Below are 11,938 nucleotides of genomic sequence, written 5' to 3'. Positions count from 1 at the left end.
CATCCGGCGGCACCCACGGGTCTCCCCCGGGTTCACACAATGCCGGGCGCCCCTCGAAACCACCTGGGCAGTGACCACCGCCCAGAGTAGAGACGACAACGGTCCGTAGAATCCGATGTCGGACACCACTCCACTCGAGACCGAGACTCCGCACCCACGACCCCTTTCGCAAACACACGATGCCAACGATGACGTGTGGTGCCGACGAAGACCGTGCCCACCTGGTGACGGACGGCGCAATACGAGCCCAGGTGATGGTCGCTCACTCCGAAACTACCGTGCCACGGCGCTATGACGGCGCCGTTCCCGGTGGAGTCCCTGCCCTGCCCCGCGTGCCCTGACACCGGCACACAGTGGCCAATACAGGCCGAAATTGGACATTCGTCCAGTTGCAGCTGAAACATGAAATACCCCCTGAACTAAAAACGTCAGGGGGCATTTCGGTGGTCCCAGCTGGGATCGAACCAGCGACCTTCCGCGTGTGAGGCGGACGCTCTCCCGCTGAGCTATGAGACCGGGACGTACCGCTCGGTGGGCTTCGAAGACCTCCGAACGAGTAGGAACCTTAACACGCACCACCCGCTCGCCACCAAATCAGCCGGTTGCCCTTCCCCTGGTGGGCCGGGGATGAACCTTCGGGCACACTCGCGACAGTCGCCGCGGTCCCCGACCTGCCCGCCGAGTCGGCGCAGACCGGAGCCGGCGCCGACGCCGACGGAAATAACAAGTCTGTTATTTACCCGCATCTACCAGGCGATTTGTAGGTTTCGCCGAACGTCGGCTAATGTTCTGTCTCGCACCACGGAGGACGGAAACGGCCACCGGGGATGCAAAATGCGGATGTAGCGCAGCTGGTAGCGCATCACCTTGCCAAGGTGAGGGTCGCGGGTTCGAATCCCGTCATCCGCTCGAGAGGTAGGGCCAGGCGCATAGAATGCCTTCCCCCTTTGCGCGGTGGAGTGGCCGAGTGGTGAGGCAACGGCCTGCAAAGCCGTGCACACGGGTTCGATTCCCGTCTCCACCTCGCGCGATTAGCTCAGCGGGAGAGCGCTTCCCTGACACGGAAGAGGTCACTGGTTCAATCCCAGTATCGCGCACCAGTTCAAAGCACTTCAGAGGCACTTTCCGAACACTTCGGAAAGTGCCTCTACTGCCTTTCGGGGCGGCTATGCCGCGTAGCGGAGTATGCCCGCGATCTGTGTCCCGGCGGGCAGGTCCGCGGCACGGACGGCGAGCACCCGGCCACCGGTGAGCAGAACGCGGCGGCTTATCTCGTCCAGGATGCCGGGCGCGTCGATCGGCTCCTGTTCGGCGAATGTGACCGCGCCGTCGGCGGCTACGGTGCCCGGCACCGACGCGTCGATATCCACGAGCAGGGTGTCGACGGCGCCCGCGGTGGCCGCGCGGGCGAGATCGGAGATATCGGTGGCGGCCCGGCCCTCGCTGCGCCGGCGGTCCAGCAGTTCGATCAGTTCGGACAGTTGCGCGGCGTAGTGGCGGTCCAGCACCGCACGGGAACGTTCGGCCAGTTCTTGGTCGGAGGCGTGCTCCGGGTTGCCGGAGATGCTCTCCGCGAGCAGACCGTCGTAGCTGTTCACCGAGCGGAACAGGGAGTCGATCGGTTCGGTGGCCGCGAGGATGAGCGGTACGTGGCGGCCGGACAGGAAATCGCGGAGCTCGGTATCGACGGCGCGGGCGTACTGACGGACGCGCATCTTGCGACCCTCTTCGCCCTGGACACGACGCTTCGGCGCCCGATCACCCAGGCTCGATTTGCCGGCGTGGGCGGCCGCGCCGGCCGGCAGACCGGGTATCCGCACCGTGTACGCGGGTTTGTCGGCGGTGACCTCCACCAGCCGGACGCTGCCTTCGGCCAGCGCCAGGACGAACGCGACCTGCGGGAAGGTGACCGCGCGGAGCAGGCGTTTGAGGTAGAAACGATCGCCGACCGTGAGGGAGGCGTTCAGTTCGTTGGGCACCCGGAAGGTGCGGATCCGGGTCGGTGTGGCGAGGGCGACCAGGGTGCGCGACTGGTAGCGCCAGAACTCGGCGTCGTCGATGTGGGCGTCGAATTCCTCCTCCAGGGCGGTTCGCGCCGCCGCGTCGGTGACCTGGTCGAGTGCCTGCCGGACCTGATCCCAGAAAGCGATCCGATTGCGGTCCGGATCGGCCACGTCCGATTCGGTGGGGGTGTAGATCGATACACACCAGTCGTCGGTGAGGGTGGCGAGCGCTTCGATCTCGCCGCGAGTCGGAATATCGGTGTGCAGCACGAAATCCTCCACATCGTGGGGTCGGCGCGCCGAATCCGGTGGAACCGGGGATCGCGGCGGCGGGTCGTGGCGGGCTCAGCCGGCGGAGTGCGCGTCGCGCACGTCGGCCGATGGGTCCGGTACTGCTCAGGGCGATTACTCGGCAGACCTCATTAGAGCACAGGAGGACCACGAGCAGCCGGTACGCGACCATCGGCCGGGCGGTCACCGCGACCACAGGGGTTGTCGGCGGACAAGGTTAAGCTGACCCGCACGAACTCGAGCCGACCGGTCCGCCGGGTCCCGACAGGGGGTGTGTGTGCAGACGGAACCAGCCCGCGACGTGATGCCGGACGGTCCGGCCGCCACGGACACCGGGGAATCGTTCCCGGACGATCTCCGTGAGCATCTGTCCTTCGAGCTCGAGGAGTGCGGCCACGCCCTGGCCGAACTGGTGGACGATTACGCGGCCGACCGGGAACGAGCCGCGACGATTCTGCGCCTGCGGCTCGGCATCACCGGGGACCGCCCCGAAACGCTCACCCGTATCGGCGCGCGACTGGATTTCGCGCGGGACCGGGCCCGCCAGCTGCACACCAAGGCGGTCGGCGAACTACTCCGGCACACCGCACGCGCCGGCCGGCTGCCGGTTCCCGAGTACGCCCGGCGCTACCCGGTGGGCACCCGGGATTCGGCCCTGACTCGCGCACTGCTGGCCGAAACCTACGCCACCGATACCGATATCGCGGTCAACGATCTTTCGTATCTCAAATTGCGGCTGGCGGGGCATACCGCGGCCGATGCGAAACGGATCGCGGGTTTCGTCACCCAGCGCATCGTGGGCTGGCGCAAGAAGACCAACCATCTGCTGTCCCGGTTGCGCACCGACGGAGAACCCGCCGGACCGCCGGCACCCTGGCCGGATCGGATCGATTGGCCCAGCGGAACCGCTTCGCCCGCACCACTGCCCACCGGCCCGGCACGGACATTCGATGTGGACGACGACGGTCGCGGCCGGTTCTATCTCGCCAAACCCGGACGTGATATCGGTTTCGACTCCGGGCTCGAGGCCCGGCTGCTCCGTCTGCTCGACGCCGACGACCGGATCCGGAACTTCCAGGAGTATCCCGATGCCGTCGGGTACCGGGTCGACGGCACCGAACAGCTGCACTTCCCGACCGTGGTCGCCGAGCTCACCGACGGCCGCCTGGTACTGATCGACGAACAACCGCTGGGACATATCGGTTTTCATGTGAACCGGAGGAAATCCGCGGCGGCTCGCGCCCGGGCGCACGAGAACGGCTGGGGCTGGTTGCTCTGGACCGGCAGTCGTCTCGGCGAACCGGAGCTGGCGGCCCACCCCGTGCCCACGGGGGTCGAGAAGCGGCTCACCGAAATGCTCGCCGAGGGACCGGTCCGGTTGCCCGCGCTGCGACAGCTGCGGGCGGACAGCGGGTTCGACATCGTGGACCTGATCGCCCTGGTGATCCGCAACGAATGGCGGTGGGATCGGGGCCCGTTCCGGTTGACGGCCGGGTAGCGGTCGCGCCGTCCGGAGCCCTCGCCCCGGCGGGAAGGCTTCACGGCAGCGGCGCGGGACCGGCGCGGAAACCACCGGGCCGTGGCGGCGGAGTACGCGCGGGCGGATCGGGCACGGTGAACGACGAGAGCGTACTGCTCGCGCTGCCGGCCATCAGACGGGTCCGGATCGAGTGTGGGATGTGCGGGAGCAGACGCATCGCCGTTTCGCTGAACCGCAACTGGGCCCGGGAGCGGGGAATACCCCGGCGCAGCACCGCGGGCGCCACCTCGCGACAGCGCCGGGCGTACGCCTCGACCGGGGCCCGGTAGGCGGGAAAGGCCACCGAGTGATCACCATCCGCTTCGGCCAGAGCGCGGGCGAGGAGGTAGGCACCGACGACGGCGAGCGAGGTACCGCCCCCGACCGCCGGCCCGGGTGCGTACCCGGCATCGCCCACCAGCGCCACCCGGCCACGCGACCAGCTGTCCAGCCGGATCCGGGCGATGGAATCGAGATAGAAATCCTCGGCGCGGTCCATCTCGTCGAGCAGCAGCGGTATATCCCAGCCTTCGTCGCGGTATTCCGCGCGCAACAGCCGGCGCTGGGCATCGATGTCACGAGGGTCGAACTCCGGTTCCTCCCCGCGCCGGAACAGGAACACCGCACGAGCCAGACCGGTCTGCCGGACCGGATACATCGCGGCGATCCGGTCCACGGCGTTGTACAGGAGTGTCAGCCCGGTGAGTTCCCGATGGTTCGGGAGGGTGCCCACCGCGAAGTAGCCGCCCAGGTGCTGCCGCCAGTGCCGCTCCGGTCCGAAAACCAGTTCCCGGACTCTGGAATGCATTCCGTCGGCCCCGATGACCAGATCGAACCGAGCGCGATCGCCACTGTCGAACCGCACCGCCACGCCGTCGCCGTGATCGCCGAGTTCGGCGATCGAATCACCGAAGCGGTAGTCGACGCGGCCGGCGGTCGCCGCGTGCAGGATCGCGGCCAGCTCGCCGCGCATGATCTCGAGGTGCCGCCCGTCGGCGAAAGCATCCGAGATATCGCGCAGGTCCACCGTGATGGACCGTTTGCCCGGCCGTTCGAGCCGGAGCGCGGTCGATTCGGTACTCGCCTCCCGCAGCGTCTCGAGCAAACCCATATGACCCATCACCGCCGTCGCCGGGGCGAAGAGATCCACCGCGTGACCGCCCAGGCCCAGCCGCGGGAAAGCGGCGCGCTCGACGACCACCGGCGTGAAACCGAACCGATCGAGCCAATAGGCGAGGACGGGCCCGGCCACGCTCGCACCGGAAATCAGGACGTCCATACGATCCCCTAGTTTGTTTACTTATCGGAAGGTAAGTGAGTTTACTTACCGGGCGGTCAACACGCTAGGGTGACAAGGTGGCGAGACCCCGATCCAGCGAAACCCGCGAGCGCTTACAGGCCGCCGCGCTCGAACTGTTCACCGCGCACGGCATCCGGGAGACCAGCCTGCGCCAGATCGCCGAACGACTCGGACTCACCAAACCCGCGCTGTACTACCACTTCTCCTCACGCGAGGACCTGCTGCGCAGCCTGATACAACCGCTGTTCGACGAGGCCGAGGCCGCGATCGCCGCGGACGAGACCCGCGCCGGGGAGGGAACGGTGGACGCGCGAGAACTACTCGGTCGCTATTTCGATGTGTCCTACCGGCACCGGGCGGTCACCGCGCTGCTGTTGCGCGATATCGCGCCGCTGGCCGAACTCGGATTCCTCGATCGTGTCGTCGACTGGCGCCGTCGGCTCACGACCCTGCTGGTCGGTCCCGACGCCGGACTCGGCGATCGGGCCCGCGCCCTCGTCGCGCTGGGCGGACTCGGCGACTGCCTGGTCCTGCTCGCCGATACGCCGGTGGAAGAACTGCGGACCGCCGCGCTCGACGCGGCGTGCGCCGCCCTGGACAGAGGAAACCCCGCGGCGGACGAGGCGAACCCCGTCCGCTGAGATCCGCCCGGCCGGTACGGAACCGGGCCGGGCGGTCGACGTCAGGGTTTGACCAGCATGGTCGCCGCGATGAAGGTCGCGAGCAACAGCATGACGAAAACCGTGATCAGCTGCCAGTTGTCGATGGTTTTGTGCAGGCGCCGGATGGTGTCCTCCAACGCGCGGTGTACCCGCCGCTCATCGGCGATCCGGCGATCCACCGCCGCCACTTCCTCGGCCTGCGCGCGGGCCCGCTGCGCCGTCCGCTCCATCCGGGCGACGGTCCTGGCGATCTGCCGCTGCTTCTCCCGCACGGCCTGCCTGGCCACGGCCAGCGCGGTGCGTTGCGACATCAGTTCCAGCCGCTGCTGTTCGAGCAGCAGCGCCTGCGTCCTGGTGTGCTTCTCCCAGTCGGTCACGGCCGCCCATCCCTTCCGCACATGATCGCGGTAGCCCCAGGCGACCTCTCCGGCCACCCACTCCCGCAAGAACTCCCGCAATTCGTAGGGTCGCGCGCGCGGCACGACCAGACCGGTGGGGCCGGTTTCCAGCATGCCGCTCACGGCGCGGTACTCACACGAGGGCGGCGCGAGATCGGCGATACCGAGGGCGGGCAACTGGGACACCCAGAAACCGGGCGCGCACAACCACAGCACGTTCGGGCAACCCAGGGCACGCAGCCGGTCGGTATGTTGTTGCGCGAGTTCCTGGGTCAGTGGACCGGTGCGCACCTCGATGGCGAACTGCTCGGCGCCGCGCCGCCACCACACGTCGACGGTGACCGGGCCGCAGCGCCGGTCCACCACCGCCTCGTCCGCGCCGAACGCGAGCAGCCGGCTCGCCAGCCAATACTTGAGTCGCTGTGCGTCCCACTGCGCTTCCACACAGCGCGCGCAGCCGCAGCCGTACCCGGAGGTGGTCTTCTCCGCGGTGTCCGTACTCATCGGGCCGTCGGATATACCCAGTTCGGACAACATCGTCCGACGCCCGCACCGAATATCAGTCCGCCGCTTCGTCTGCATGCGACCACCCATCTAACCCGTCCCACAATGCCGGCCCGACACCACACCGACGTATTCCAGGGTGCTCCACAGAGGCCGGTCGACGCCAGGTTTCTGCCCAGCAGTTACCCAGATGGGACCCACTCGACTCTCACCCCCGGCGGTGTCCCGGTCACCGGATCGGCGGCTGTCAGGACCGAACGCACCAGACTGCGCAACCACGCGTGCGCCGGGTCGGGGGTATTGCGTGGATGCCAGGCCAGCGAAATCGTCACTTCCGGCAGCGGCAACGGGATCTCGAACGCGTACAGGCCCAGTGCGGGCAGGGCCGTGGCCGCCACGACCGCGGGGGCCGGACATACAGCGGCACCGGAACGCACCGCCAGCAACGCCGTTGTCAGATCGGGGACAGTGGCCACGACGCGGCGGGTGCGGCCGTGCAGGGCGAGCCGGTCGTCGATGGGGCCGCGAGCGATACCACGCGCCGACACACTGATATGCGCCGCCGCGGCGTAGGCGGCCACGGTCACCCGCTCGGTGACCAGCGGATGCCCGGGCGCGGCGACACCGATCAACCGGTCCCCGCGTACCCGTTCCACCCGGGTCTGCGGATCGGCCTGCGCGATCACCCCGACCTGTGCGTCGATCCGGCCGTCCCGCAGCGCACTCGCCGAACCGGCCGTCTCGCCGGGCACGAATCGCAAGGTCACTCCCGGCGCCCGGGCGCGGACCTCGGTGAGCAGCCGGGCGGCGAGTTCGGGTAGTACCGCGTCGTCGACGTGCAGCGCGAACTCGCGTACCAGGGCGGTCGGGTCGACCGTATCGGGTGTGGCCAGCAGCGCCCGTCCCTGTTCGACCAGCGCCCCGACCTCGAAACGCAACTCGAGTGCGCGGGGGGTCGGGACGAGCCGACGCCCGGCCCGGACCAGCAACGGATCGTCGTAGACCCGGCGCAACCGCGCCAGCGTACGGCTCACCGCCGGCGGCGAGGTGTTCAGCCGTTCGGCTGCCTGCGTGACGCTGTTGGTCTCCAACAGGGCGTGCAGGGCCACCAGGAGGTTCAGATCCAGATCCGGCACGGCCGGATCAGGTTCGCGAGGATGCGCCGGTGGCCTGTGTCTCGGGTGCGGAGGTCGCCGATTCCGCGCCGGCGGTCGCCGTTCCCGGCGTCTCCGGATCGGTCGCGGACGGCGAACCGGTGGCTCCGGTACCCGACGGCCGCCCGGAACTCTCGGTGGACACCGGTTCGGCCGTCCCGGGAGCCGCGTCGGTCCTCTCGGCGGACACCGGTTCCGTGGTTCCGGGTGCCGGTGCCGGATCGGTTCTCCCAGCGGACACCGGATCCGCGGTCCCGGAAGCCGGACCGGTGGCGGCACCCGACTCCGCGGCACCGGCCGGTGCCGCGTCGGTGACCACCGACTCCGTTTCCGCGGCACCGCTTGCCGGTGCCCGGTCGGCCTGCGCCGGTTCGGCATTCTCCGGATCCGTGGTGGCCGTATCCGGAGCCGTCGCCTGCCCGGCGGCGGGCCCGGGTTCCGCGCCCGTGGGGGCACCTGGGGACGTCCCCGGCCCGGTCACCGGCGGCTCGGAGCTGTCGGCAGCCGCGGCGGCCGCCGCCGCCTGGGCAGCACGCATATCGAGGCGGATCGTGGGGCTGTTGGAGCGGGCGGCGATACCGGCCGCGCGCTTCTCGGCCGCGGCCCGTCGCGCCGCGTCCCGCGCGACGTCCACGGCCGACTGCTGCGGTGCCGCGGGGGGCGTGTTCGCGTGTCCGTTGGAGGGCGACGCCGCGTTCTCCGGAAGGGGTGTGTTCGGTGTCTGCGGTGTGTTCGGTGGCTGTGGGGCGTTCCCCGGCCACCGGGTGTCCACCGGCGCGGGCCGGGGCGGAGGCGCCGGTTGCGGAGATTCTCCGGGGGCCGGCTGCGGACCCGGTCCGGCCGGGCGGGCCGCGGGCATCGCGAGAATCCTGGTCCGCTCGTCGGCGCCGGGGAGCGCCGACTCGGGCAGCTGCACCGTCGGAGATTCGGAGGCCACCGGGTGTCCGGCGGAGGAATCGGGGCGGGCGGCGCCCGTGTGGATCGGTTCGGTCGCGCCGGTCCGCGGTGACGCCGATGGCTGCGGTTGGGGGTGCGGCTCCGACGAGGGCGCGCCGAAGGAGGCCGACCCGAGAGGCTGGACCACGGGGCCCCGTTTCCGGCGGGACACCACCTTGTAGTCGGCGGGCCGGGCCGGCCGCACCCATTGCGCGGTGCGGGCCGCGAGGGGCAACTTCACCCCGAGATCGGCGAGCAGTTCATCGATATCGCGCAGGGCGTAGGGCGTCACCGAGGCACCGTGCGCGTGGTGACCGCCGGTGTACTCGTGCATCCAGCGCAGGCGGGCCTCGATCCGCTCGCTCATCGTCTCCGCGGGCGGGAGGGACAGGCTCCGGGTGAGCAGCGCGGAGGTCCAGTGCGCGCCGACTTCCGCCCCCACCGCGCTCAGCAGCGACGAGTTGTAACCGGCGAAGGTCAGATGCGGTACCTGCAACGGCAGGATCTGGCGGTACAGCCGGAAATTACCGTGATCGTCGGTGAGCTGGCGCTGCACATACGGGGTCAGGAAGGGGACCCGCTGCTGGAAACCGGTGGCGCAGACGACGATATCCGCACGGACCAGCCGGCCGTCGGACAGTTCGGCGTACGGCCCGGCCTGGCCGCCGCCCAACGCGGCGACCTCGGTCCCGCCGCAGACGGTGATCCGGCCGGCCGCGACCTGATCGGCGAAATCATCTGCGGCCAGCCCGAACGCCGCCTCGTGCGCGTGTTCGAACCGCACCGGCGGCACCAGCCCCAGCTCCGCGGCCCGGGACCGCTGGGCCACCAGCGCTTCGACGAGATCGAGGTTGCTCTCCCGGAAGGAACGACCCGGACCGCGCAGCAGACGTTCGAACCGGCCGGGCTCGGGATGCCGGAAATGGGCGGCACCGGTGCGGGTGAGCAGCACCCGTTCGGCGTCCAGCCCGGGGGCCAGCCGGCGCGGCATCTTCCACAGCAGCCGACGCGCCACCACGGTGGTCTCCGCGGCCACCCGGCTGATCTCGGTGGCCAGATCGCAGGCGGCGGCACCGTAGCCGACCACCACGACCGAGCGGTCGCGCACCGCGTCCACATCCAGGAACTGGGTGCTGTGACCCAGTTGCCCTCCGGCACGGCCGAATTCGGTCATCCCCGCGAAATCGGGAAGCTGTGGTTCGCTGAACAAACCGTTGGCGATGACGAGGTGATCGCAGGAGGTGCGGTGCACACCGTCGAGATCGCGGATCTCGAGCAGCCAGCCGCCGTCGACCGGATCGGCCGCGACCACTTCGGTACGCAGCCGGAGACGCTCGGTCAGCCCGAAGGCGCGCACATAGCTCGCCAGGTACTCCTGCATCCGGGCTCCGTCGAGCACCCGCGGATAGTCGGCGGGCATCGGATGGTCGGAGAAGTGGTAGGTGTACTTGCTGCTCTGCGCGCGTAAGCCCGGGTAACGGCGAGTCTCGCTCCACACGCCGCCGATATCGGGGGCTCGGTCGAACACCTCGACCGCGAACCCATCCTCACTCAGGACCTTCGCGCAGACCAGACCCGCGATACCCGCACCGACGATCGCGATGCGGTTCCCGCTCCTCATGGGCGAGAGATTACGTCGGATGTGTCCGGCAGCAAAGCTGAAGGCTCCATTACGCCTATCGCCGCAGGTCGCCGGAGTTCCGCCGGAAGCCCGGACCAGCTGTCCGCGGGGCGGCCCCGCGCCCGCCGGACCAGCGGACACGCCGGGGAACCGCACCGCTGTGGTCTCATGGGAATATGACCACTGTCACCGTGGACCGGGCCGGACTGTGGGACGCCGAGGCGCTCAGCGATGTCGCCGCCGCGACGTTCCCGCTGGCCTGCCCACCGGGTTCGGCCATGGAAGATATCGAGGTGTTCCTGGCGGAGGTGCTCTCCGGTGAACGGTTCGGCGAATACCTGTCCGATCCGGCGCGCACGGTCCTCAAAGCGGTCGCCGACGACGAGATCGTCGGCTACGCCATCCTGCACAGTGGGCCGCCGTCCGATCCGGCCGTGGCGGCTGCGGTGGCACTGGATCCGGTGCTGGAGATCAGCAAGATGTACGTACTGCCGGGCCATCACGGCACCGGGGTGTCGAGCGCGCTCATGCACGCGTCGCTGGATCAGGCCCGTGGCTCCGGTTACGCCGGTGTCTGGCTCGGTGTGAACCAGGAGAATCTGCGAGCGCAACGTTTCTACGCCAAGTACGGCTTCGAGCAGGTGGGTACCCGGAGCTTCACCGTCGGGCGCCAGGTGCATCACGACTACCTGCTGCGACTCGAATTCTGAGCGCCGGCCGCGCCGCGGTCTCAGTCCAGCATGCGCTGTTTCAGGGCGTCGATCTCCGCGGAACTCAGCCCGAGGCCCTCGCGCACATAGCGGTCGAAACCGCCGTAGGTGACCACGACCTGATCGAAGGCGGCGTCCAGCCACTCGCGCTGCACCCCGCCCACCGGATCACCGGCCGCGGCACCGCGGTAGTGATTGGACAGCAGATAGTCCTCGGTGACCGTCGCCCGATCCACACCGAGCACTGTGAGCAGTACCGCGGCGGTCCAGCCGGTCCGGTCCTTACCGGCGGTGCAGTGGAAGAGCACCGCGCCGGCCGCGGGCCCCTGCCCGGACTCGGCGATATCACGCAATACGCCGGCCACCGCCTGGTTCGCGCCCGGGGCGGTGATGAACGCCCGGTACAGGTCGCTACCCCCGGCGAGGGTCGAGACGAGTTCCGGCAGCGGGGCGGCGCCGATCATGTCGTACCAGTTGGCGCGCGCACCCGCGGGAATCCGGTCCGGGCCGAGCGCGCGCTCGTAGACCGTGCGCAGATCGTCGACCTCACGAACCCCGAGCCGGGTCAGTTCCGCCAGATCCGCGGGGGTGAGATTGTTGAGCTGATCGGTGCGGAAGGCGATACCGGCGCGTACCGTGCGCCCGTCCACCGTGCGATAGCCACCGAGATCGCGGGCATTGGGAGCGCCGGCCAGGTGGAGCGAGCGGTCGACGGTGAGCACGTCGGCGGCCGCCGGCGCCGCGGTGACCTGCGCCGCCACCACCGGGCCGAACGCGATCAGGGCACCGGTGAGAACAGCGGCCGGTACGCGCGCCGAACGATGAACCATGAGCGGACTC

General features: G+C 69.5%; 9 protein-coding genes and 4 tRNA genes. 6 read left to right on the top strand and 7 right to left on the bottom strand.

Annotated elements, in window-relative coordinates; genetic code table 11:
* Positions 1–444 precede the first annotated feature (444 nt).
* A tRNA-Val gene (locus tag ABZV91_RS09075) sits at positions 445–516 on the bottom strand.
* A 320-nt stretch (positions 517–836) separates the two neighbouring features.
* Between ABZV91_RS09075 and ABZV91_RS09070 the strand changes: the two genes are divergently transcribed.
* The 3 genes from ABZV91_RS09070 to ABZV91_RS09060 all read left to right on the top strand — a co-directional run bounded on the left by ABZV91_RS09070 (position 837) and on the right by ABZV91_RS09060 (position 1,100).
* Positions 837–909: transfer RNA gene (locus tag ABZV91_RS09070), tRNA-Gly, on the top strand.
* 44 nt (positions 910–953) lie between these two features.
* Positions 954–1,024: transfer RNA gene (locus tag ABZV91_RS09065), tRNA-Cys, on the top strand.
* A 1-nt stretch (position 1,025) separates the two neighbouring features.
* Positions 1,026–1,100, top strand: a tRNA-Val gene (locus ABZV91_RS09060).
* Positions 1,101–1,166: 66 nt separating this feature from the next.
* Here the strand turns inward: ABZV91_RS09060 and ABZV91_RS09055 are convergent.
* A complete protein-coding gene (locus tag ABZV91_RS09055) occupies positions 1,167–2,273 on the bottom strand; it encodes a hypothetical protein (RefSeq protein WP_355237761.1) in 1,107 nt (368 codons plus the stop codon).
* A 298-nt stretch (positions 2,274–2,571) separates the two neighbouring features.
* Between ABZV91_RS09055 and ABZV91_RS09050 the strand changes: the two genes are divergently transcribed.
* Positions 2,572–3,792: a hypothetical protein gene (locus ABZV91_RS09050; RefSeq protein WP_355237759.1), complete on the top strand. Its 1,221-nt coding sequence runs from the start codon at positions 2,572–2,574 to the stop codon at positions 3,790–3,792.
* Between the two features lie 40 nt (positions 3,793–3,832).
* Here ABZV91_RS09050 and ABZV91_RS09045 read toward each other — a convergent pair whose 3' ends face one another.
* On the bottom strand, positions 3,833–5,092 hold the full coding sequence (locus ABZV91_RS09045; protein ID WP_355237756.1) for an FAD-dependent monooxygenase: 1,260 nt from the start codon (positions 5,090–5,092) through the stop codon (positions 3,833–3,835).
* Between the two features lie 77 nt (positions 5,093–5,169).
* Here ABZV91_RS09045 and ABZV91_RS09040 point away from each other — a divergent pair, with 77 nt between their 5' ends.
* A complete protein-coding gene (locus ABZV91_RS09040; protein ID WP_355237754.1) occupies positions 5,170–5,754 on the top strand; it encodes a helix-turn-helix domain-containing protein in 585 nt (194 codons plus the stop codon).
* Between the two features lie 41 nt (positions 5,755–5,795).
* Here ABZV91_RS09040 and ABZV91_RS09035 read toward each other — a convergent pair whose 3' ends face one another.
* The 3 genes from ABZV91_RS09035 to ABZV91_RS09025 all read right to left on the bottom strand — a co-directional run bounded on the left by ABZV91_RS09035 (position 5,796) and on the right by ABZV91_RS09025 (position 10,388).
* On the bottom strand, positions 5,796–6,677 hold the full coding sequence (locus ABZV91_RS09035; protein ID WP_355237751.1) for a hypothetical protein: 882 nt from the start codon (positions 6,675–6,677) through the stop codon (positions 5,796–5,798).
* A gap of 182 nt (positions 6,678–6,859) precedes the next feature.
* Positions 6,860–7,813: a LysR family transcriptional regulator gene (locus ABZV91_RS09030; protein ID WP_355237749.1), complete on the bottom strand. Its 954-nt coding sequence runs from the start codon at positions 7,811–7,813 to the stop codon at positions 6,860–6,862.
* A gap of 7 nt (positions 7,814–7,820) precedes the next feature.
* Entirely contained in the window at positions 7,821–10,388 is a 2,568-nt protein-coding gene (locus ABZV91_RS09025; RefSeq protein WP_355237746.1) for an FAD-dependent oxidoreductase, read from the bottom strand.
* A 176-nt stretch (positions 10,389–10,564) separates the two neighbouring features.
* Between ABZV91_RS09025 and ABZV91_RS09020 the strand changes: the two genes are divergently transcribed.
* Positions 10,565–11,098 (top strand): GNAT family N-acetyltransferase, encoded by a 534-nt coding sequence (locus ABZV91_RS09020; protein WP_355237743.1) that lies wholly within the window; start codon positions 10,565–10,567, stop codon positions 11,096–11,098.
* 20 nt (positions 11,099–11,118) lie between these two features.
* Here ABZV91_RS09020 and ABZV91_RS09015 read toward each other — a convergent pair whose 3' ends face one another.
* Positions 11,119–11,928: a tyrosine-protein phosphatase gene (locus ABZV91_RS09015; protein WP_355237740.1), complete on the bottom strand. Its 810-nt coding sequence runs from the start codon at positions 11,926–11,928 to the stop codon at positions 11,119–11,121.
* Positions 11,929–11,938: the final 10 nt, after the last annotated feature.

The organism is Nocardia sp. NPDC004568 (assembly GCF_040609955.1).
Taxonomy (GTDB): Bacteria; Actinomycetota; Actinomycetes; order Mycobacteriales; family Mycobacteriaceae; genus Nocardia.
Note: the sequence above shows the minus strand (reverse complement) of the source record. Positions and strands in the feature narration are given on the sequence as shown.

Excerpts from the sequence above, each read along its gene's own strand:
- ABZV91_RS09020 (WP_355237743.1), top strand. The coding sequence starts at position 10,565 with ATGACCACTGTCACCGTGGACCGGGCCGGACTGTGGGACGCCGAGGCG.
- ABZV91_RS09045 (WP_355237756.1), bottom strand. The coding sequence starts at position 5,092 with ATGGACGTCCTGATTTCCGGTGCGAGCGTGGCCGGGCCCGTCCTCGCC.
- ABZV91_RS09015 (WP_355237740.1), bottom strand. The coding sequence starts at position 11,928 with ATGGTTCATCGTTCGGCGCGCGTACCGGCCGCTGTTCTCACCGGTGCC.
- ABZV91_RS09025 (WP_355237746.1), bottom strand. The coding sequence starts at position 10,388 with ATGAGGAGCGGGAACCGCATCGCGATCGTCGGTGCGGGTATCGCGGGT.
- ABZV91_RS09035 (WP_355237751.1), bottom strand. The coding sequence starts at position 6,677 with ATGAGTACGGACACCGCGGAGAAGACCACCTCCGGGTACGGCTGCGGC.